At 60.9% G+C, this 19,826-nt stretch carries 19 protein-coding genes; 3 read left to right on the top strand and 16 right to left on the bottom strand.

Annotation, left to right across the window (positions count from 1 at the left end):
* Positions 1-211: 211 nt before the first annotated feature.
* On the top strand, positions 212-1,552 hold the full coding sequence (locus tag AC07SU_RS15305; protein WP_078739814.1) for a hemolysin family protein: 1,341 nt from the start codon (positions 212-214) through the stop codon (positions 1,550-1,552).
* 89 nt (positions 1,553-1,641) lie between these two features.
* On the opposite strand, the gene AC07SU_RS15300 is transcribed toward AC07SU_RS15305, so the two are convergent.
* The 11 genes from AC07SU_RS15300 to AC07SU_RS15250 all read right to left on the bottom strand — a co-directional run bounded on the left by AC07SU_RS15300 (position 1,642) and on the right by AC07SU_RS15250 (position 14,185).
* Positions 1,642-2,313, bottom strand: coding sequence for a peptidoglycan DD-metalloendopeptidase family protein (locus AC07SU_RS15300; protein WP_494997511.1), 672 nt, complete (start codon positions 2,311-2,313; stop codon positions 1,642-1,644).
* A gap of 60 nt (positions 2,314-2,373) precedes the next feature.
* Positions 2,374-2,673: a helix-turn-helix domain-containing protein gene (locus tag AC07SU_RS15295; protein ID WP_494997510.1), complete on the bottom strand. Its 300-nt coding sequence runs from the start codon at positions 2,671-2,673 to the stop codon at positions 2,374-2,376.
* A gap of 3 nt (positions 2,674-2,676) precedes the next feature.
* Complete coding sequence (locus AC07SU_RS15290) at positions 2,677-3,000, bottom strand: type II toxin-antitoxin system RelE/ParE family toxin (protein WP_494997509.1); 324 nt, start codon at positions 2,998-3,000, stop codon at positions 2,677-2,679.
* A gap of 187 nt (positions 3,001-3,187) precedes the next feature.
* Positions 3,188-4,096, bottom strand: a complete 909-nt coding sequence (locus AC07SU_RS15285) for a response regulator (protein ID WP_494997508.1) — start codon at positions 4,094-4,096, stop codon at positions 3,188-3,190.
* A 163-nt stretch (positions 4,097-4,259) separates the two neighbouring features.
* Positions 4,260-5,021, bottom strand: a complete 762-nt coding sequence (gene phoU / locus AC07SU_RS15280; protein ID WP_176994499.1) for a phosphate signaling complex protein PhoU — start codon at positions 5,019-5,021, stop codon at positions 4,260-4,262.
* 71 nt (positions 5,022-5,092) lie between these two features.
* Entirely contained in the window at positions 5,093-5,926 is an 834-nt protein-coding gene (pstB, locus tag AC07SU_RS15275) for a phosphate ABC transporter ATP-binding protein PstB (RefSeq protein ID WP_176994500.1), read from the bottom strand.
* Between the two features lie 133 nt (positions 5,927-6,059).
* The gene (pstA, locus tag AC07SU_RS15270; RefSeq protein ID WP_176994501.1) at positions 6,060-7,730 is read right to left on the bottom strand and encodes a phosphate ABC transporter permease PstA; all 1,671 of its coding nucleotides are present in this window, start codon (positions 7,728-7,730) and stop codon (positions 6,060-6,062) included.
* Between the two features lie 15 nt (positions 7,731-7,745).
* Positions 7,746-9,779, bottom strand: a complete 2,034-nt coding sequence (locus tag AC07SU_RS15265; protein WP_176994671.1) for an ABC transporter permease subunit — start codon at positions 9,777-9,779, stop codon at positions 7,746-7,748.
* A 485-nt stretch (positions 9,780-10,264) separates the two neighbouring features.
* Positions 10,265-11,251, bottom strand: coding sequence for a phosphate ABC transporter substrate-binding protein PstS (locus AC07SU_RS15260; protein WP_053258707.1), 987 nt, complete (start codon positions 11,249-11,251; stop codon positions 10,265-10,267).
* A 264-nt stretch (positions 11,252-11,515) separates the two neighbouring features.
* Positions 11,516-12,805, bottom strand: coding sequence for an MFS transporter (locus AC07SU_RS15255; protein ID WP_494997507.1), 1,290 nt, complete (start codon positions 12,803-12,805; stop codon positions 11,516-11,518).
* 102 nt (positions 12,806-12,907) lie between these two features.
* Positions 12,908-14,185, bottom strand: coding sequence for an MFS transporter (locus AC07SU_RS15250; protein ID WP_494997506.1), 1,278 nt, complete (start codon positions 14,183-14,185; stop codon positions 12,908-12,910).
* A gap of 376 nt (positions 14,186-14,561) precedes the next feature.
* Here AC07SU_RS15250 and AC07SU_RS15245 point away from each other — a divergent pair, with 376 nt between their 5' ends.
* Both AC07SU_RS15245 and AC07SU_RS15240 read left to right on the top strand, forming a co-directional pair.
* Positions 14,562-14,966: an acyl-CoA thioesterase gene (locus AC07SU_RS15245; protein WP_003176975.1), complete on the top strand. Its 405-nt coding sequence runs from the start codon at positions 14,562-14,564 to the stop codon at positions 14,964-14,966.
* A 57-nt stretch (positions 14,967-15,023) separates the two neighbouring features.
* Positions 15,024-15,923 (top strand): D-hexose-6-phosphate mutarotase, encoded by a 900-nt coding sequence (locus AC07SU_RS15240; RefSeq protein WP_494997505.1) that lies wholly within the window; start codon positions 15,024-15,026, stop codon positions 15,921-15,923.
* Positions 15,924-16,039: 116 nt separating this feature from the next.
* On the opposite strand, the gene AC07SU_RS15235 is transcribed toward AC07SU_RS15240, so the two are convergent.
* The 5 genes from AC07SU_RS15235 to AC07SU_RS15215 form a co-directional block, all read right to left on the bottom strand.
* Positions 16,040-16,576, bottom strand: coding sequence for a DUF3299 domain-containing protein (locus tag AC07SU_RS15235; protein WP_494997504.1), 537 nt, complete (start codon positions 16,574-16,576; stop codon positions 16,040-16,042).
* A 78-nt stretch (positions 16,577-16,654) separates the two neighbouring features.
* Positions 16,655-16,900 (bottom strand): GlsB/YeaQ/YmgE family stress response membrane protein, encoded by a 246-nt coding sequence (locus AC07SU_RS15230; RefSeq protein ID WP_017253508.1) that lies wholly within the window; start codon positions 16,898-16,900, stop codon positions 16,655-16,657.
* 104 nt (positions 16,901-17,004) lie between these two features.
* Positions 17,005-18,090, bottom strand: coding sequence for a 5-(carboxyamino)imidazole ribonucleotide synthase (locus AC07SU_RS15225; RefSeq protein WP_176994505.1), 1,086 nt, complete (start codon positions 18,088-18,090; stop codon positions 17,005-17,007).
* 11 nt (positions 18,091-18,101) lie between these two features.
* Positions 18,102-18,593, bottom strand: a complete 492-nt coding sequence (gene purE, locus AC07SU_RS15220; RefSeq protein ID WP_003176980.1) for a 5-(carboxyamino)imidazole ribonucleotide mutase — start codon at positions 18,591-18,593, stop codon at positions 18,102-18,104.
* A gap of 315 nt (positions 18,594-18,908) precedes the next feature.
* Positions 18,909-19,820, bottom strand: coding sequence for a LysR substrate-binding domain-containing protein (locus AC07SU_RS15215; RefSeq protein ID WP_176994506.1), 912 nt, complete (start codon positions 19,818-19,820; stop codon positions 18,909-18,911).
* Positions 19,821-19,826: the final 6 nt, after the last annotated feature.

Raw genomic sequence — 19,826 nt, 5'->3', positions numbered from 1 at the left:
GGCGGTGAGTCAGCTGCAAATATGCCAACTGACACCCCGCCATCGCAGGCAAGCCAGCTCCCACATTGGATTTGTATCGTTTCCGCAGGCCCCACCCGGCAGCGGGCACTAGGCAAGCGCCCCGTCAGCCGCTACATTGGCCGACTTGCGCCCGCCTTTGCGGCCCACCTGCCACCCCTTATTGAACACACGGAACCTGCAAAACCCCATCATGGACCCTTCCCCTGGTATCACCCTCGCCACACTCTTCGCCGACTTCGGCATGATTCTTTTTGCACTGATCCTGGTACTGCTCAACGGTTTCTTCGTTGCGGCGGAATTTGCCATGGTCAAACTGCGTGCCACCCGGGTCGAGGCCATTGCCCATAAGAACGGTTGGCGCGGGCAGATCCTGCGCACCGTGCACAGCCAGCTCGACGCTTACCTGTCGGCCTGCCAGTTGGGTATCACCCTCGCCTCCCTGGGCCTGGGCTGGGTCGGTGAGCCGGCCTTCGCGCACATCCTCGAGCCGCTGCTGGGCGCCGTGGGCGTGCAATCGCCGGAAGTGATCAAGGGCGTGTCGTTCTTTGCCGCCTTCTTCGTGATTTCCTACCTGCACATCGTGGTCGGCGAGCTGGCGCCCAAATCCTGGGCCATCCGCAAACCCGAGCTGTTGTCGCTGTGGACGGCGGTGCCGCTGTACCTGTTCTACTGGGCCATGTACCCGGCGATCTACCTGCTCAATGCCAGCGCCAACGCGATCCTGCGCATTGCCGGCCAGGGTGAGCCTGGCCCGCACCATGAACACCATTACAGCCGCGAAGAACTCAAGCTGATCCTGCACTCCAGCCGTGGCCAGGACCCGAGCGACCAAGGTATGCGCGTGCTGGCCTCGGCCGTGGAAATGGGCGAGCTGGAAGTGGTGGACTGGGCCAACTCCCGGGAAGACCTGGTGACCCTGGACTTCAATGCCCCGCTCAAGGAAATCCTCGCGCTGTTCCGTCGCCACAAATTCAGCCGCTATCCGGTGTACGACGCCGACCGCAATGAGTTCGTGGGCCTGTTGCACATCAAGGACCTGCTGCTGGAACTGGCCGCCCTGGACCACATCCCGGAATCGTTCAACCTGGCCGAGCTGACCCGCCCGCTGGAGCGCGTATCGCGGCATATGCCGCTGTCCCAGTTGCTGGAGCAGTTCCGCAAAGGCGGCGCTCACTTCGCCCTGGTGGAAGAGGCCGACGGCAAGATCATCGGCTACCTCACCATGGAAGACGTGCTGGAAGTGCTGGTAGGCGATATCCAGGACGAACATCGCAAGGCCGAACGCGGCATCCTGGCGTACCAGCCGGGCAAGTTGCTGGTGCGCGGTGACACGCCGCTGTTCAAGGTGGAGCGCCTGCTGGGCGTGGACCTGGACCACATCGAAGCCGAAACCCTGGCCGGCCTGATCTACGACACGCTCAAGCGCGTGCCGGAAGAGGAAGAAGTGCTGGAAGTGGAAGGCCTGCGCATCATCATCAAGAAGATGAAAGGCCCGAAAATCGTGCTGGCCAAGGTCCTGCTGCTCGACTAAACACCCCCTGTAGGAGCCCGGCTTGCCGGCGATGTGGCCCGTGAGAACATCACAGTTCCCAAGGTCACTATCGCCGGCAAGCCGGGCTCCTACAGGCCTGCTGCAAAGTTGGGCAGCGTGCCCACCGGCTGGTTGAACTCATACGGGATCGATACCAGCCCCGCTTCCGTGGCGCGCTGCACCACAAAATGCAGATGCGGCCCGCTGCTGTTGCCAGTATTGCCCGACAGCGCCAGTGGGCTTCCCACACTCACACGCTGCCCCGTCCTGACACTCACTGAGCCTTGCTTGAGGTGCAGGTACACTGCCTCGCTGCCGTCGTCATGGCGCACCCGCACAAAATTCCCTGACGCATCATTGCCACGCCCGACTTGCTCGTTCTCGGTTTTCACCACCATGCCACTGCGCGCCGCAATGATCGGCGTGCCTTCGGGCATGGCGATGTCCATGGCGTAGCGGCTTTTGGCGTCGGTATGGCTGAAGTTGCCGTTGGGGCCTTGGGTGAGGCGAAACGGTCCACCACGCCAGGGCAGCGGGTAGCGGTAGGCTTGTGGTGAATAAGTCGGCTTGGGCACTCCAGGCATCGGGGGTTTCACGCGTTCAACCCTGCGCTCCTGGATCACAAACGCTTGGGCGCCCGGGGTATGCCGGTCACTGAAGAACACCACGCCATTGGCATCGGTGGATTTGTAGAGGGTCATGGCTTGGGCCGACAAAGCGACCGTCGCCAGCCCACTGCACAGCAATAAGCGCACGAGCATAGCGTGAACCTGCCCAGATGACTGAGCGGCAGGTTAGCGCGGTTTGATGACAACTTTTGTTTAGGCTGGCAGCCCGTTGAAACAGATATCCACGTTCATTTGCGCAGCCGCCGATAGATTGACCAAGGCGTCCAGAGAGAGCTTGTCGATCTTGCCAGTGAGGACGTCGTTAAGTCGGGGCTGGCTGATGCCCAGTCTGTGTGCCGCATCTTTTTGAGAAAGCTCCCAGCTGCGAATGGCCTGGCACAGCTCCAACAACAATTTTGAACGCAGCCGCATATTGGCGGCTTGCTGGGGCGTATCTTCCAGCGCGTCCCAAACACAGCTGAAACGCTCACCGTAAACTTTTTGATTGTTCATGGCTCAACCTAACTCCTGCAACCTGGCGCGAGCCAGCTCGATATCTCGCCCTTCGGTTTTCTGTGTGGTCTTGCGCAGCGCATGCAGCAGATAGATGGCCTCTGGCCAGTTGACCACATAAAACACTCGAAAAGCTCCTGATTCCTCAGTGATCCGAATTTCACTGACGCCCCTCCCGATAGTCTTCATCGGTTTGCAATCAAAAGGCTGTTCACCCTGCTGCAATAGATCCAACTGAAAGCCGGCAGCCCTTCGGGCGTCGAGAGGGAATTCCTTGAGATCCTTGAGCGAGCTGCCTAGAGACACCACATCCTTATGCCTTGGCATTGAATTCTCCTTTCCTGGAAAGAAGAAGCCTAATCAACGATTCAGCCAGAGGCGGTGCGGGTGTGTTTCAAGGCATAGCAAAGGCTCGATAACACTGACGCGTTATCGAGAGGCTATATCGAAACAGATATAAATCAAGCGGCCCAACGGGAATCAGACGGTCGGTCGATTCCCTTGATCCAGGCGATCAAGCACCCGGCACGAAGTGCTTTTGCGCCGTGCCGCGTGCGATCAGGCGGGAGATGTAGTCGAGCTTCTGCGCGTCCTGGTCGATGAAGCGGAAGGTCAGTTGCAGCCAGTCGCTGTCAGGCTTGGGCTCGTAGGCGACGATGGCGTGCAGGTAGCCGTTGAGGCGCGCCACTTCGGCGTTTTCACCTTGCTCAAGGTCGAGCACCGCGCTTTCCAGTACCTGAGGCAGGACTTCACCACGGCGTACCACCAGCAGCGCTTCCTTGATGCTCAGCGCCTTGATCACGCATTGCTGGTTGCCGCTGGACAAGCGCAGTTGGCCTTGGCCACGACCGCCCGCCGGCGCGGCAGCAGGTGCCTGGACCGGTGGGCTGTTGAGCAGGCCTTTGCTCGGTGCGGGTGCCGCTGCGGCCACCGGTGCCGGGCGTACTGCTTCGGGCTTACCGCCGGTCAGGGCGCTCAAGGAGTCGTTACCGAAAGCCGAGCTCATCTTGGTCGGGGCACTGGCGATCAGGGCGTCGAGGCGGCCGATCTTGTGCAGGGCCTGCTTGACCTTGTTCAGCAACTGCTCGTTGGTGAACGGCTTGCTGACGTAACCGGAGACGCCGGCCTGGATCGCCTGGACCACGTTTTCCTTGTCGCCACGGCTGGTCACCATCACGAAAGGCATGGCCTTCAGATGGGCTTGCTCACGGCACCAGGTCAGCAGCTCCAGGCCCGACATTTCCGGCATTTCCCAGTCGCACAGCACCAGGTCGAAGGTCTCGCGCATCAGGATGGCCTGGGCCTTTTTGCCGTTTACCGCATCTTCAATCTTGATCCCGGGGAAGTAGTTGCGCAGGCACTTCTTCACCAGGTCGCGGATAAACGAGGCGTCATCCACCACCAATACACTGACTTTACTCATCGACCCTTCACCCTATAAACGGCACGCAAGACGCCTGACTGATGGCATTTTGCCAAAACTCGGTAGTCACAGTCGGACTTTATTGCCCCGGCTGCGCAAAAAATTCATGTGCCACAAACAAAAACGCCCGGCCTGAGGCCGGGCGTTAATTTCTCGGGCAACCTTACTTATCGTCAGGTTCGCCCGGAACATTAGGGATTTGGTCGGCTGTGCCTTCAACTTCGGCTTTCATGCGTTTGAGGCCCATGTGCCGCACGTCGGTGCCGCGCACCAGGTAGATCACCAGCTCAGAGATGTTGCGCGCGTGGTCGCCGATACGCTCCAGGGAACGCAGCACCCAGATAATGTTCAAGACCCGCGAGATAGAGCGTGGGTCTTCCATCATGTAGGTGGCCAGCTCACGCAACGCCGTCTTGTATTCGCGGTCGATGATCTTGTCGTACTGCGCCACCGACAACGCCAGTTCGGCGTCGAAGCGGGCAAACGCGTCCAGAGCATCGCGCACCATGTTGCGCACCTGGTCGCCGATATGACGCACTTCCACATAACCGCGCGGGGCTTCGCCTTCTTCGCACAGCTGGATGGCACGACGGGCGATCTTGGTGGCTTCGTCGCCGATGCGCTCCAGGTCGATCACCGACTTGGAGATGCTGATGATCAAACGCAGGTCGGAGGCCGCTGGCTGGCGACGGGCCAGAATGCGCAGGCATTCTTCGTCGATGTTGCGCTCCATCTGGTTGATCTGGTCATCGATCTCGCGCACTTGCTGGGCCAGGCCCGAGTCGGCCTCGATCAGCGCGGTGACGGCGTCGTTGACTTGCTTCTCCACCAGCCCGCCCATCGCCAGGAGGTGGCTGCGCACTTCCTCAAGCTCGGCGTTGAACTGCGCGGAGATGTGATGGGTAAGGCCTTCTTTGCTAATCATGTGGGTGTCCTTGGAGCGTCCGGTAAGGTGCGGAGAACCGCAGCATTCAGTGCAATCAGAACCAGCGTGCTCTAGCCGTAGCGACCGGTGATGTAGTCTTCGGTCTGCTTCTTGGCCGGGTTGGTGAACAGGGTATCGGTGTCGCCGAATTCCACCAGCTTGCCCATGTACATGAACGCGGTGTAGTCGGAAACCCGTGCCGCCTGTTGCATGTTGTGGGTCACGATCACGATGGTGAACTTGGACTTGAGCTCGTAGATCAGTTCTTCGACTTTCAGCGTAGAGATCGGGTCGAGTGCCGAGCACGGTTCGTCGAGCAGCAATACTTCCGGCTCCACGGCGATGGTACGGGCGATCACCAGACGTTGCTGCTGGCCACCGGACAGACCGAGTGCCGAGTCGTGCAGACGGTCCTTGACCTCGTCCCACAGCGCCGCACCTTTCAACGCCCACTCAACGGCTTCGTCGAGGATGCGTTTCTTGTTGATGCCCTGGATGCGCAGGCCGTAGACCACGTTTTCGTAGATGGTCTTGGGGAACGGGTTTGGCTTCTGGAACACCATGCCCACGCGGCGACGCAGCTCGGCCACGTCTTCGCCCTTACGGTAGATGTTGCTGCCGTAGAGGTTGATGGCGCCTTCCACACGGCAACCGTCCACCAAGTCGTTCATGCGGTTGAAGGTACGCAGCAGCGTGGACTTGCCGCAGCCCGACGGGCCGATGAAGGCGGTCACGCGCTGCTTGGGGATGTTCATGCTGACGTCGAACAGCGCCTGCTTTTCACCGTAGAACAGGCTCAGGCCCGGGACTTCGATGGCCACGGTTTCCTGGGCCAGGCTCAGGCTCTGCTTGTCGCGACCCAGGGCAGACATGTTGATGCCGTGGGTAGGGGTTTCGTGTTGCATGGGATGCTCCCTGTGCTGTTGTGTGGGAGGGGGCTTGCCCCCGATGGCAGTGTGTCAGTCAGCACATCTGTTTCTGATCCGCCGCTATCGGGGGCAAGCCCCCTCCCACATTTATTCTGCGTTGACTTATAAATCAGCTATCCAGCGCTTTGTATTTCTCGCGCAGGTGGTTACGAATCCACACTGCCGACAGGTTTAGCGTGGCGATCACCAACACCAGCAGCAAGGCGGTGGCGTACACCAGTGGCCGTGCGGCTTCGACGTTCGGGCTCTGGAAGCCGACGTCATAAATATGGAAGCCCAAGTGCATGATCTTCTGGTCCAGGTGCAGGTACGGGTAGTTGCCATCCAGCGGCAGCGACGGCGCCAGCTTCACCACACCGACCAGCATCAGCGGCGCCACTTCACCGGCGGCGCGGGCCACGGCGAGGATCATGCCGGTCATCATTGCCGGGCTGGCCATCGGCAGCACGATTTTCCACAGCGTTTCCGCCTTGGTCGCGCCCAGTGCCAGGGAGCCTTCACGCACAGTGCGAGGAATTCGCGCCAGGCCTTCTTCAGTGGCCACGATCACCACCGGCACCGCCAGCAGCGCCAGGGTCAGCGAAGCCCACAACAGGCCCGGGGTACCGAAGGTCGGTGCCGGCAAGGCTTCGGCGAAGAACAGGCGGTCAACCGAACCACCCAGTACATACACGAAGAAGCCCAGGCCGAACACGCCGTAGACGATGGCCGGTACGCCCGCCAGGTTGTTCACCGCAATGCGGATAACCCGCGTCAGGGTGTTCTGCTTGGCGTATTCACGCAGGTACACCGCCGCCAGTACGCCGAACGGGGTCACGATCATCGCCATGATCAAGGTCATCATCACGGTACCGAAGATGGCCGGGAAGATCCCGCCTTCGGTGTTGGCTTCCCGCGGGTCGTCGCTGAGGAACTCCCAGACCTTGCTGAAGTAGAAGCCGATCTTGGTCATGGTGCCCATGGCGTTCGGCTGGTAAGCGTGCACCACTTTGCCGATGCCGATTTCCACTTCCTTGCCGTTGCCATCGCGGGCCGTCAGCGAGTCGCGGTTGAACTGGGTGTGTAGGTCAGCCAGGCGCGCTTCGATTTCTTTATAGCGGTTGTTCAGCTCGGCACGACCCGTGTCCATGTCGGCCTGGGCGGTGGCGTCGAGCTTGCCTTCCAGCTCCAGCTTGCGACCGTGCAGGCGGATGCGCTCCAGCCCGGCGTTGATCGCGCCGATATCGGTTTTTTCCAGGCTTTTGAGCTGGGCCGCCAGCTTGTTCACACGGTCGACACGCGCCTGCAGCTCAGGCCATGCGGCCTCGCCTTCAGCAATGACCTTGCCGTCCTGCTTGACGTTGACCAGGGTGCCGTAGAAGTTGCCCCACTCGCGACGCTCGATGGCCATCAACTCGACCGGCTTGGTCTGGTCCTTCAACCATTCGCCGACGATCCAGGTGAAGTCGTTGCCGTTCAGGTCCCGGTTACCGACCTTGATCAGCTCGCGGGTCATGAATTCCGGGCCTTGCTCCGGCACAGGCAGGCCAGCGCTTTTCAGGCGCTCGCGCGGCACTTCTTCCTTCTGCACCACTTCGCCGATGACGATATGGTTTTCCAGACCCGGCACGCTGTAGTTGGCCTGGATCAGGTCGGCCGGCCAGAAGTGGCCGAGGCCACGCACGGCAATCACCGCCAGCAAACCAATGGTCATGATGACCGCGATGGACACCGCGCCACCGCTGATCCAGACGCCGGGGGCGCCGCTCTTGAACCATCCATTCAGGGAGTTCTGTTTCACAGACTTCTACCTTTCTTAAAGCGACGAGTATTTCTTGCGCAGACGCTGACGGATCAGCTCGGCGAGGGTGTTCATGATGAAGGTGAACAGCAGCAGTACCAGTGCCGAGAGGAACAGCACACGGTAGTGACTACCGCCCACTTCCGATTCCGGCATCTCGACCGCCACGTTGGCCGCCAGGGTGCGCAGGCCTTCGAACAGGTTCATCTCCATCACCGGGGTGTTACCGGTGGCCATCAGCACGATCATGGTTTCGCCGACCGCACGGCCCATGCCGATCATCAGCGCCGAGAAGATACCCGGGCTGGCGGTCAGGATGACCACGCGGGTCATGGTCTGCCATGGCGTGGCGCCGAGGGCCAGGGAGCCCAGGGTCAGGCCGCGTGGCACGCTGAACACGGCGTCTTCGGCGATGGAGTAGATGTTCGGGATCACCGCAAAACCCATGGCCAAGCCGACCACCAGTGCGTTGCGCTGGTCGTAGGTGATGCCCAGATCGTGGGAGATCCACATGCGCATGTCGCCGCCGAAGAACCAGGTTTCCAGGTACGGGCTCATGTACAGCGAGAGCCAGCCCACAAACAGGATCACCGGGATCAGGATCGCGCTTTCCCAGCCATCAGGAACGCGCAGGCGCAACGACTCGGGCAAACGGCTGAAGATAAAACCAGCCACCAGGATGCCAATCGGCAACAGCATCAGCAGACTGAAGATGCCCGGCAGGTGCCCTTCCACATACGGCGCCAGGAACAGGCCGGCGAAGAAGCCGAGGATCACCGTCGGCATCGCTTCCATCAACTCGATCACCGGCTTGACCTTGCGGCGCAGGCTCGGGGCCATGAAGTAAGCGGTGTAGATCGCAGCGGCAACGGCCAGCGGTGCAGCCAGCAGCATGGCGTAGAACGCAGCCTTCAACGTACCGAACGTCAGCGGAGCCAGGCTCATCTTCGGTTCGAAGTCGGTGTTGGCGGCGGTCGATTGCCAGACGTATTTAGGCTCGTCGTAGTTTTCGTACCAGACCTTGCTCCACAGCGCGCTCCAGGACACTTCCGGGTGCGGGTTGTCCAGCACCAGCGGTTGCAGCTTCCCGCCGGCTTCCACGATCACGCGGTTGGCGCGCGGCGACAGGCCGAACAGGCCTTGGCCATCAACCACCGGATCGACCAGCAGAGTGCGGTGGGCGGTGCTGTGGAACACGCCGAACTTGCCGGACGCATCCAGGGCGGTGAAGCCTTTGCGACGTTCTTCAGCGGTGATTTCCACGATCGGCGCAGTGCCCATCTGGAAGGTGCGGATCTGTTTCAGGCGTTGCTCGCCATCCGGGTCGCGGGCCATGAACCACTGGGCCAGGCCACCCTTGGAGTTACCGACGATCAGCGAGATACCGCCCACCAGTTGAGTGCTGGCAGTGATGTCGGCAGCGCCGTCTTCGAGCAGTTTGTAGCGGCCGTTGAGGCTCTTGTCACGCAGGCTGAACACATCGGCCAGGGCGCGACCGTTGATCACGTACAGCCACTGCTGGCGTGGGTCGATGAAGATCGCCTTCACCGGCTCGGTCATTTGCGGCAGCTCGATACGCTTCTGCTCGCTGGTGACTTCACCGGTCATCATGTTTTCTTCGCGGCTCAGCGACAGCACGTTCAAGTGCGAGCCCGACGAACCGGCGACCACCAGGGAGGAGTCAGTGGCGTTCAGTGCAACGTGTTCCAGCGGGCGACCGCCATCGTCCAGCACGATTGGCGTTTCACCGTAAGGGTATTCGACTGCTGGGTTGATGGTTTTCTTGCCGTCCGGGTACGACACTTTATAGGTGTGGCGGAACACCAGGGATTGGCCATTGGACAAACCGAGGATCACCAACGGGCTGCCCGGCTGATCTTTACCAATGGACACCACTTGGCTGCCAGCCGGCAACGGCAAGTCGACGCGCTTGATCTCAGCGCCGCTGTCCACATCAAAGAACAGCGCCTGGCCCTTGTCGGAAACCCGCATGGCAACCTGGTTCTGCTCTTCCAGAGAGATCATCAGCGGCTTGCCGGCGTCCTGGATCCACGCAGGCGTGAGGGCGTCTTCCTTGGTCAACGAGGCACCCTGGAACAACGGCGCGACGACATAGGCGAGGAAGAAGAAGATCAGGGTGATGGCGCCGAGGACGGCGAGGCCGCCGATCAAGACGTACCAACGGGTCAGGCGATCTTTGAGCGCGCGAATGCGGCGCTTGCGTTGCAGCTCAGGCGTATTGAAATCAATGCGCTTGGGGGGAGAAGTCGTCGTCATGGTGGAATTGGCCAGATCATTCATGCGCACACCCTAGCGATCCTGTATGACAGAAAGATGACAATGCAGTGACGCAAGAAATCCACCGCGGAGCAGGGCTGGCAGCGGACTAAAAAATAGTGGTGTAGGTAGGCTTGTGTGGGAGCGGGCTTGCCCGCGATGGCATCAACACGATTTCAATCTTGAACCGCGTCGCCAGCATCGCGGGCAAGCCCGCTCCCACAGAAAAGCCTGCCCCTACACAGGGTATTGCAGGCTTAGTTGCCTTCTTTCAGACCCAGGTCAGCCAGGGCCTTGGCGGCGACTTTGGCTGGCAGTGGGATGTAGCCGTCTTTCACTACAACTTCCTGGCCCTGTTTGGACAGAACCAGCTTCACGAACTCAGCTTCCAGCGGGGCCAGAGGCTTGTTCGGGGCTTTGTTGACGTACACGTACAGGAAGCGGGACAGCGGGTATTTGCCGTTCAGGGCGTTTTCTTCGCTGTCTTCGATGAAGTCAGTGCTGCCTTTCTTGGCCAGAGCAACGGTCTTCACGCTTGCAGTCTTGTAGCCGATGCCCGAGTAACCGATGCCGTTCAGCGAGGAGCTGATCGACTGCACGACCGAAGCCGAGCCTGGTTGTTCGTTGACGTTTGGCTTGTAGTCGCCTTTGCACAGGGCTTCTTCTTTGAAGTAGCCGTAGGTGCCGGATACCGAGTTACGACCGAACAGTTGCACTGGCTTGTTGGCCAAGTCGCCGGTCACGCCCAGGTCACCCCAGGTTTTCACGTCGGCTTTGGCGCCGCACAGACGAGTCGAGGAGAAGATCGCGTCGACTTGTTCCATGGTCAGGTGCTGGATCGGGTTGTCCTTGTGCACAAACACAGCCAGGGCGTCTACGGCAACCGGGATAGCGGTTGGCTTGTAGCCGTACTTCTGCTCGAAGGCAGCCAGTTCGGTGTCCTTCATCTTGCGGCTCATCGGGCCCAGGTTGGAGGTGCCTTCAGTCAGCGCAGGTGGTGCAGTGGCAGAGCCGGCAGCCTGAATCTGGATGTTGACGTTCGGGTATTCCTTTTTGTAGGACTCAGCCCACAGGGTCATCAGGTTAGCCAGGGTGTCGGAACCAACGCTGGACAGGTTGCCCGATACACCGGTGGTCTTGGCGTAAGCCGGAATTGCCGGGTCAACACCAGCGGCCACCGCGTGGGCGGTCGCAACGCCAGCAGCGACAAAAGTCATTGCCGCCATCAAACGCTTCAGTTTCATGCCTTGCTCCTAGCAGATAGGGATAGTTGGATCGGGGCCAAGTATCGGTAGGCCGTGTGAACACTCTATGTCTGGAATATGACAATTAGATGAAAGGCCAGCATTTGTGAAAATCCTGACAGGAAGGGCAAAGATCAATAAAACCGGGGCTTGCGGGGGAAAAGCGGGGATTTAGGCGATGTTTCAGAAACACTCTGCAAACGTTGGCATAAACGAAACGTGTAGCGAGGCAGCTTGCGCCCTCGCTACACGGTTATCAGCGAGTCAGCGCCCGCGCTTCCACAGGTAGCCACCCACCAGCGTCCCCATCACACACAGCACGGCGACATAGTAGGCAGGGCCCATCGGGCTTTCCTTCATCAGCAGCGACACCGCCAGCGGCGTCAGGCCGCCGAACACGGCGTAGGCAACGTTGTACGAGAACGACAACCCGCTGAAACGCACCACAGGCGGAAAGGCTTTCACCATCACGTAGGGCACCACACCAATCACGCCCACAAACAGGCCGGTCAGGGCGTACAGCGGGAAGAGCCAGTTCGGGTGCTCGATGAGGCTGTGATACAGCGTCCACGAGGTCGCCAGCAGCAGCAGGCAACCGATCACCAGCACACGGCCTGCGCCGAAGCGGTCGGCCAGGGCACCGGAGGCAATACAACCCAGGCTGAGGGTGACGATGGCCAGGCTGTTGGCTTGCAACGAAACCGTCGGGCTGAAGTGGTAGACAGTCTGCAACACGGTCGGGGTCATCAGGATGACCACCACCACACCGGCTGACAGCAGCCAGGTCAGCAGCATCGACAGCACGATGGCGCCACGGTGGTCACGCAACACCGCACGCAACGGCAGCTCGGCCGCCAGGGCTTTGCGTTGCTGCATTTCGGCGAAGATCGGTGTTTCATGCAGCCAGCGGCGCAGGTACACCGAGAGCAAACCGAACACGCCGCCGAGCAGGAACGGGATACGCCATGCGTAGTCCGAAACCTGTTCCGGGCTATAGACGGTATTGATGCCAGTGGCCACCAGCGAGCCCAGCAGGATGCCCGCAGTCAGGCCGCTGGTCAGGGTGCCGCAGGCGTAGCCGATGTGACGGGGTGGCACGTGTTCGGACACGAACACCCAGGCGCCCGGCACTTCGCCGCCGATCGCCGCGCCCTGGATGACGCGCATCAGCAGCAACAGCAGCGGCGCCCACAAACCGATCTGCGCGTAGGTGGGCAACAGGCCCATGATCAGGGTTGGCACGGCCATCATGAAGATGCTCAAGGTGAACATCTTCTTGCGCCCCAGCAGGTCACCGAAGTGCGCCATGATGATACCGCCCAGAGGGCGAGCCAGGTAGCCCGCAGCGAAGATACCGAAGGTCTGCATCATGCGCAGCCACTCGGGCATATCGACGGGGAAGAACAGTTTTCCGACCACGGTGGCGAAAAACACGAAAATGATGAAGTCGTAGAATTCCAGCGCCCCGCCTAAGGCAGACAGCGACAGGGTTTTGTAGTCGTTGCGGGTCAGCGGGCGCGAAGGTTGCGCACTGCTTGCGGGCACGGAGGACATGGCAAGGCTTCTCTTATTGTCAGGACGGCGAACGCGAGACCCCGGCAAGCGCCGGGGTCGGTTCGGCACGATAACAAATCGCCCGCAAAAGCACAGCGTTGCTTAACGCCCGCGCTTGCAGAGGTATCCACCCACCAACATGCCCATGACGCACACCAGCGCCACATAGTAGGCCGGGCCCATCGGGCTCTCCTTGAGCAGCAGCGACACGAATACCGGGCTCAGCCCGCCAAGCACGGCATAGGCCAGGTTGTAGGAAAACGACAGGCCACTGAAACGCACGGCCGCCGGGAAGCCCGTGACCATGACGAAGGGGGCCGCGGTCACGGTGCCGACAAACAGCCCGGTCAGCATGTACAACGGGAAGAGCCATTCAGGATGACCAGCCAGGCTGGCGTACAGCGCCCAGCACGTCACCATCAAGCCGAAACAGCCAAACACCAACACGCGGCCAGCCCCCAGGCGGTCGCACAACTTGCCGGCAATCACCAAGCCCAGCGCCATGCTGATGATCGCCAGGCTATTGGCCTGCAACGCCACTTTAGGGGCGACATGGTAGACACCTTGCAGCAGGGCGGGCGTCATCAGGATCACCACCACCACACCGGCCGACAAGAACCAGGTCATCAACATCGACAACACAATCGATTCACGACTCTCGCGCAGTACCGTGCGCAGCGGCACTTCCCGGGACAACGCCTTGCGCTGCTGCAACTCGGCGAACACCGGCGTTTCATGCAGCCAACGGCGCAGGTACACCGACATCAAGCCGAATACCCCGCCCAGCAGAAACGGAATGCGCCACGCATAATCGGCCACCTGCTCGGGGCTGTACGCACCATTGATACCCGTGGCGACCAGCGAGCCGAGCAGAATCCCCAGGTTCAGGCCCACCGACAACACACCGACGGCATAGCCAATTCGCTTGGCCGGCACGTGTTCGGCCACAAAAATCCACGCGCCCGGTACCTCACCGCCAATCGCCGCGCCCTGGATGATGCGCATCAACAGCAACAGCACCGGCGCCAGCAGGCCGACCTGTGCATACGTCGGCAGCAAGCCGATGGCCAGGGTCGGCAACGCCATCAGGAAGATACTGAGGGTGAACATCTTCTTGCGCCCCAGCAGGTCACCGAAGTGCGCCATGACGATGCCGCCCAAGGGCCGGATCAGGTAGCCGGCCGCAAAAATGCCGAAGGTCTGCACCAGGCGCATCCATTCGGGCATGTCCGGCGGGAAAAACAGCTTGCCCACCAAGGCCGCGAAAAACACAAAGATGATGAAGTCATAGAACTCCAGCGCACTGCCCAGGGCGGAAAGCGACAGGGTTTTGTAGTCGCTGCGGGTCAGCGAGCGCGCAAGGGGCGCAGCAGTCGGCATGGCAAGGCTTCTCTATAAAGACGGGTACTTGCCGGAACAACACTCCACGCCCGGTAAATATTCCGTGCAACGAGCACAGTTTCCGGAAAAAGCCCCATTACAGCTGGGATTTGGCGACCAAATGAACGCTGGGAGGTCGTCGCGACGCCAGCGTCTCGATATACTCGGCCCTTGCAAGCGCCAAACCCGCTGTCTTGAGGGGCTGCTGTGCCAAAACGTCGTTGGGTGCCATCCAGCCGATTTGGCAGAGTTTCCCTTTAGTACGCCTTACGAGAAACGCATCACGCGGTGTATGTTGGTGCTGAAACGTTTTTTTCGAAGACGGCTATCCACTTGAAATACCCATGAAGCGTTACGGGTCAGAGGCACCCTTGGCATGATCGAACTCGAACAAGAAGATCCTATCCCGCAAGGCGATCTCGCCCTGCAAATCACCGCGCTCCCGCGTGAAACCAATGGTTTTGGCGATATCTTCGGCGGCTGGCTGGTCGCGCAGATGGACCTGGCCGGCACCGCCATGGCCAGCAAGGTCGCAGGCGGCCGCGTGGCCACCGTGGCCATTGACCGCATGGCGTTCCTGGTACCGGTCGCTGTGGGCGCGCAGTTGTCCTTCTATACCCAGGCCCTGGAAATCGGCCGCAGCTCGATCCAGATGATGGTCGAAGTGTGGAGCGATGACCCGCTGTCCAGCGAATGGCGCAAGGTCACCGAGGCCGTGTTCGTGTTCGTCGCCATCGATGGCAGCGGTCGCACGCGCTCGGTTCCGTCGCGCGCACGTTAAACCTCATCGGGTTTTGACGGTCAATTGCCCCATTGCCTGCCATAAAGAGTGCTTTGTATGCCTGTGCCCCACGTTGAAACCGTGAAAATCGACGAGCTGGACTGCTGGCGCATTCGCCACAACGGCGCTGAATTGATGATCGCCCAACAAGGCGCGCATATCTTCAGTTACGGCCGCGAGGGCGAACAGCCGCTGATCTGGCCCAACCCTGAGGCAGTGTTCAAGCAGGGCAAAGGCATCCGTACTGGCGTACCGGTGTGCTGGCCGTGGTTCGGCGTGTTCGACCGCAACCCGCCCAGCGTGAAGGCCATGCGCCAAAGCGAACAGCCTGCCGGTGCCCACGGTTTTGTGCGCACGGCGCTCTGGGAATTGGCCGGAACCACACTCGAAGGCGAAGCACTGCGCGTGGACCTGGTGCTTCCAGTACCTGCAGGCGGCTTCCCGGGCTGGCCCCACAAGGTCGACCTGAACCTGAGCCTGCTGCTGGACGACCAACTGCACATCCGCCTGACCAGCCATAACCGTGGCACCGACACCGTGACCCTCAGCCAGGCACTGCACACCTACTTCGCCGTGAGCGACGTGCGCAATGTGCACGTCGAGGGGTTGGACGGTGGAACCTACATCGACACCGCCGACGGCTGGGCCACCAAGCAACAGGCTGGGCCCCTGCACTTCACCGCCGAGACTGATCGCATCTACCTCGACACCCCGGCGCAACTGAACATCGTCGACAAAGACTGGCAGCGCCGCATCCAGCTCACTGCCGAGGGGTCGACGTCCACCGTAATCTGGAACCCATGGACCGAGCGCGCCAAGGCGTTCGACGACATGGCCGATGATGGCTGGACGGGCATGCTGTGTATCGAGACGGCGAATGTGCTGGATGATGTGGTGACCTTGGCACCAGGCCAACACCACACCTTGGGCTTGAGCATCACCAGTATCGCGCTGTAAACCCGATCCAAATGTGGGAGCTGGCTTGCCTGCGATAGCATCGCCTCGGCGACACTGATACACCGAGGTGCCTGCATCGCAGGCAAGCCAGCTCCCACATTGATAGGTGTTGGGTTTTAGAGATCCGACTCCTTCACCACCCTCACCTTCCCCGCATCCAGCGCATACGCCGCGTCCGCCAGGTCGTTATTGACCTTCTCCACCTTCAGTGTGCCCGTGACCCACAAAGGCGTGTAGATATCATCCAGCCTCAACCCTTTGGGGTAGCGCACCAGCACCAGCTGATTAGGCGGCGGTGGCGGCACATGGATGCAGGCGCCTGGGTACGGCACAAGGAAGAACAAAGTGCTGCGGCCCTTGGCGTCGGTTTCCAACGGCACCGGGTAACCGCCGATGCGGATGTTCTTGCCGTTCATGGCAGCCACGGTCTTGGTGGAGTACATCACCGCCGGCAAGCCTTTGCTTTGCTTCAAGCCACCCTTGTCGGTGAACGTGCCTTGGGCTTCAGGGGAGTTGTGGTCGATCTCGGGCATGGCCTCGAGGGCTTTCTGATCCGACAGTGGCATCAGGTCGAGCCAGTCGGTTTCCGGCAGTTCGCCGGCGTGCGCCAGGCCAGAGCCCAGCAGGAGGAGAGTCAACAGAAGACGGCGCATGGAGAGGCTCGACAAATACAGGTGGCGAGCATTCTAGCCCTCTGCGCCTGCGCAGCGCAGAGGGCTTTGTCGCTTAGATCATTTCTTTTTGATCAGGCCGTAGATCACCAGCAGCACGATGGCGCCGATCAGTGCGCCGATGAAGCCTGCACCCTGGCCCGCCTGGTAGATACCCAACGCCTGGCCACCGTAGGTGGCGACCAGGGAACCGGCGATACCCAGCAGGATGGTCATGATCCAGCCCATGCTGTCGTCGCCTGGCTTGAGGAAACGCGCCAGCAGGCCGACGATCAGGCCGATAAAGATGGTTCCGATGATACCCATGGCATTTCCCTCTGAATGAAGTGAGCTACACGAAAGCCTAGTCAGACTTTGGCGTCCTGCAATCAGAGAGACGACGGTCACCAATGGTTCCCGTCGGACTTGGCTTATTGCTCGGCGATCAGCGCTTCAACCTTGAGGATCTGCGCCTGCAACGTCGCACGGTCCTTGCAACGCAGGTTGGCGTGACCCACCTTGCGCCCGGCCTTGAAGGCCTTGCCGTAGTGATGCAGGTGGCAGTCGTCGATGGCGATGACTTTTTCCACCGCAGGCACGGTACCGATGAAGTTGAGCATGGCGCTTTCACCGACCTTGGCCGTGGAACCCAGTGGCAAGCCCGCTACCGCCCGCAGGTGGTTTTCGAACTGGCTGCACTCGGCGCCTTCGGTGGTCCAGTGCCCGGAGTTGTGCACACGCGGGGCGATTTCGTTGGCCTTGAGGCCACCGTCGACTTCAAAGAACTCGAACGCCATCACACCGACATAATCCAGCTGCTTGAGCACACGACTGGAGTAGTCTTCGGCCAGGGCCTGCAGCGGGTGGTCGGTGCTGGCCACGGACAGCTTGAGGATGCCGCTGTCGTGGGTGTTGTGCACCAACGGGTAGAAGCGGGTTTCGCCATCCCGGGCACGCACGGCGATCAGCGAGACTTCACCGGTGAACGGCACGAAGCCTTCCAGCAGGCAGGCAACGCTGCCCAACTCGGCGAAGGTACCGACCACATCAGCCGCGGTGCGCAGGACTTTCTGGCCCTTGCCGTCGTAACCCAGGGTGCGGGTTTTCAGCACGGCCGGCAGGCCGATACTGGCAACGGCCGCGTCCAGGTCTGCCTGGGACTGGATATCGGCGAAGGCCGGGGTCGGAATGCCCAGGTCCTTGAACATGCTTTTCTCGAACCAGCGGTCGCGGGCAATGCGCAAGGCTTCGGCGCTCGGGTACACCGGCACGAACTGCGACAGGAAGGCTACGGTTTCAGCCGGGACGCTTTCGAACTCAAAGGTCACCAGGTCGACTTCGTCGGCCAGCTGGCGCAGGTGGTCCGGGTCGCTGTAGTCAGCCCGCAGGTGTTCACCCAATGCCGCCGCGCACGCGTCCGGCGCCGGGTCCAGGAAAGCGAAGTTCATCCCCAGCGGGGTTCCCGCCAGGGCCAGCATACGACCCAGTTGGCCGCCACCGATTACACCGATTTTCATCGTCAACAACCTCAGGCGATGCGTGGGTCTGGATTGTCCAGCACGCTGTCTGTCTGCTCAGCACGGAATTTTTTCAGCACCGCGTGGAACTGCGGGTGCTTGGCGCCCAGGATGCTGGCGGACAACAACGCGGCATTGATCGCGCCCGCTTTGCCGATTGCCAGGGTGGCCACCGGGATACCGGCCGGCATCTGCACGATGGACAACAGCGAGTCCACGCCCGAGAGCATTGCCGACTGCACCGGCACGCCGAGTACCGGCAGATGGGTCTTGGCCGCACACATGCCCGGCAGGTGCGCCGCACCACCGGCACCGGCGATGATCACCTCGATGCCACGGGATTCTGCTTCATCGGCATACTGGAACAGCAGATCCGGGGTGCGGTGGGCAGAGACCACTTTCACTTCATACGGAATGCCGAGTTTTTCCAGCATATCGGCGGTGTGGCTAAGGGTGGACCAATCGGACTTGGAGCCCATGATCACGCCAACCAATGCACTCATCGTCGTGCCTCTTCTCTCTGGGCGCCCGCAGGCGCGTCAAAAAACAACAAGCCACGCGGGAAATCCGGCGTGGCTTGTTGTACGAAATTTGGCCGGTTGGACCGGCCGAAGGCCGCGCAGTATACCGTAATAATCAAGATAAACAGCCCCTGGCATGACCATCTGTCTAGCGGGGCAAAGTGGCGGTTTTATTGACTCAAGAGTCAGTCAAAACACCCTAAAACCTGTAGGAGCCGGCTTGCCGGCGATAGCGGTGGATCAGTGACACAAATGCTGCCGGACAAACCGCGATCGCCGGCAAGCCGGCTCCTACCGTTAACTGCGTTCGGCGGCCGCCCCACCTTCCAACTTGCGCCACAACAACCGCACATTCGCCTTGCGCACCAGCGCACAGCGATACAGGCGAATCTCCAGCGGCACGTGCCATTGCGGGCCGCCGCACACCACCAATTCACCACGCGCCAATTCAGCCCGCACACTCAACTGCGGCACCCAGGCGATGCCCAGGCCTTCCAGCGCCATGCTCTTGAGGCTGTCGGCCATGGCGGTTTCGTACACGGTGGTGAAGCGCAGGGCGCGCTGGCGCAGCAGCAAGTGCACCGAACGGCCAAGGAACGCGCCTGCGCTGTACGCCAGCAACGGCACACTGCCTTCGCCTTCCAGATCGAACAACGGCTTGCCCTCGGCATCGGCGGCACACACCGGAAGCATTTCAGTATTGCCCAAGTGCAGCGAAGGGAAAATCTCGGCATCCATCTGCATGGCTGCATCAGGGTCGTAGAACGCCAGCATCAGGTCGCAACCGCCTTCACGCAGGGCGTGTACCGCGTCGCCCACGTTAGTCGCCACCAGCCGTGTGGCGATGTTCAAGCCTTCGTTGCGCAGTTGTGCAATCCAGCGCGGGAAGAAGCCCAACGCAAGGGAGTGAGCAGCAGCCACTTGCATGACCTCGCCCTGCCCGCCTTCCAGATGGTGCAAATGGCGCAGCACTTCACCCAGCTGTTCGACCACGGTACGCGCTGTCACCAGGAACAATTGCCCCGCCGCCGTCAGCTCGACCGGTGTGCGCGAGCGGTTGACCAGCGTCAGGCCCAACGCCGCCTCCAGGCTACGGATACGGCGACTGAACGCCGGCTGAGTTACAAAACGCCGTTCCGCCGCCTGGGAAAAACTGCGCGTCGCCGCCAAGGCGCTGAAGTCTTCCAGCCATTTGCTCTCAAGGTTCATCACTTC

The organism is Pseudomonas sp. GW821-FHT05H12 (genome assembly GCF_059419385.1).
The sequence above is the reverse complement of the archived record's forward strand: the minus strand, read 5'-3'. Positions and strand labels throughout refer to the sequence as shown.

Coding starts and splice junctions, on each gene's coding strand:
- AC07SU_RS15300 (WP_494997511.1), bottom strand. CDS start 2,313: ATGCTCGTGCGCTTATTGCTGTGCAGTGGGCTGGCGACGGTCGCTTTG.
- AC07SU_RS15225 (WP_176994505.1), bottom strand. CDS start 18,090: ATGAAAATCGGTGTAATCGGTGGCGGCCAACTGGGTCGTATGCTGGCC.
- AC07SU_RS15295 (WP_494997510.1), bottom strand. CDS start 2,673: ATGAACAATCAAAAAGTTTACGGTGAGCGTTTCAGCTGTGTTTGGGAC.
- AC07SU_RS15215 (WP_176994506.1), bottom strand. CDS start 19,820: ATGAACCTTGAGAGCAAATGGCTGGAAGACTTCAGCGCCTTGGCGGCG.
- AC07SU_RS15245 (WP_003176975.1), top strand. CDS start 14,562: ATGATCGAACTCGAACAAGAAGATCCTATCCCGCAAGGCGATCTCGCC.
- AC07SU_RS15230 (WP_017253508.1), bottom strand. CDS start 16,900: ATGGGTATCATCGGAACCATCTTTATCGGCCTGATCGTCGGCCTGCTG.
- AC07SU_RS15305 (WP_078739814.1), top strand. CDS start 212: ATGGACCCTTCCCCTGGTATCACCCTCGCCACACTCTTCGCCGACTTC.
- AC07SU_RS15260 (WP_053258707.1), bottom strand. CDS start 11,251: ATGAAACTGAAGCGTTTGATGGCGGCAATGACTTTTGTCGCTGCTGGC.
- purE (WP_003176980.1), bottom strand. CDS start 18,593: ATGAGTGCATTGGTTGGCGTGATCATGGGCTCCAAGTCCGATTGGTCC.
- AC07SU_RS15285 (WP_494997508.1), bottom strand. CDS start 4,096: ATGAGTAAAGTCAGTGTATTGGTGGTGGATGACGCCTCGTTTATCCGC.
- AC07SU_RS15255 (WP_494997507.1), bottom strand. CDS start 12,805: ATGTCCTCCGTGCCCGCAAGCAGTGCGCAACCTTCGCGCCCGCTGACC.
- phoU (WP_176994499.1), bottom strand. CDS start 5,021: ATGATTAGCAAAGAAGGCCTTACCCATCACATCTCCGCGCAGTTCAAC.
- AC07SU_RS15250 (WP_494997506.1), bottom strand. CDS start 14,185: ATGCCGACTGCTGCGCCCCTTGCGCGCTCGCTGACCCGCAGCGACTAC.
- AC07SU_RS15240 (WP_494997505.1), top strand. CDS start 15,024: ATGCCTGTGCCCCACGTTGAAACCGTGAAAATCGACGAGCTGGACTGC.
- AC07SU_RS15235 (WP_494997504.1), bottom strand. CDS start 16,576: ATGCGCCGTCTTCTGTTGACTCTCCTCCTGCTGGGCTCTGGCCTGGCG.
- pstB (WP_176994500.1), bottom strand. CDS start 5,926: ATGCAACACGAAACCCCTACCCACGGCATCAACATGTCTGCCCTGGGT.
- AC07SU_RS15290 (WP_494997509.1), bottom strand. CDS start 3,000: ATGCCAAGGCATAAGGATGTGGTGTCTCTAGGCAGCTCGCTCAAGGAT.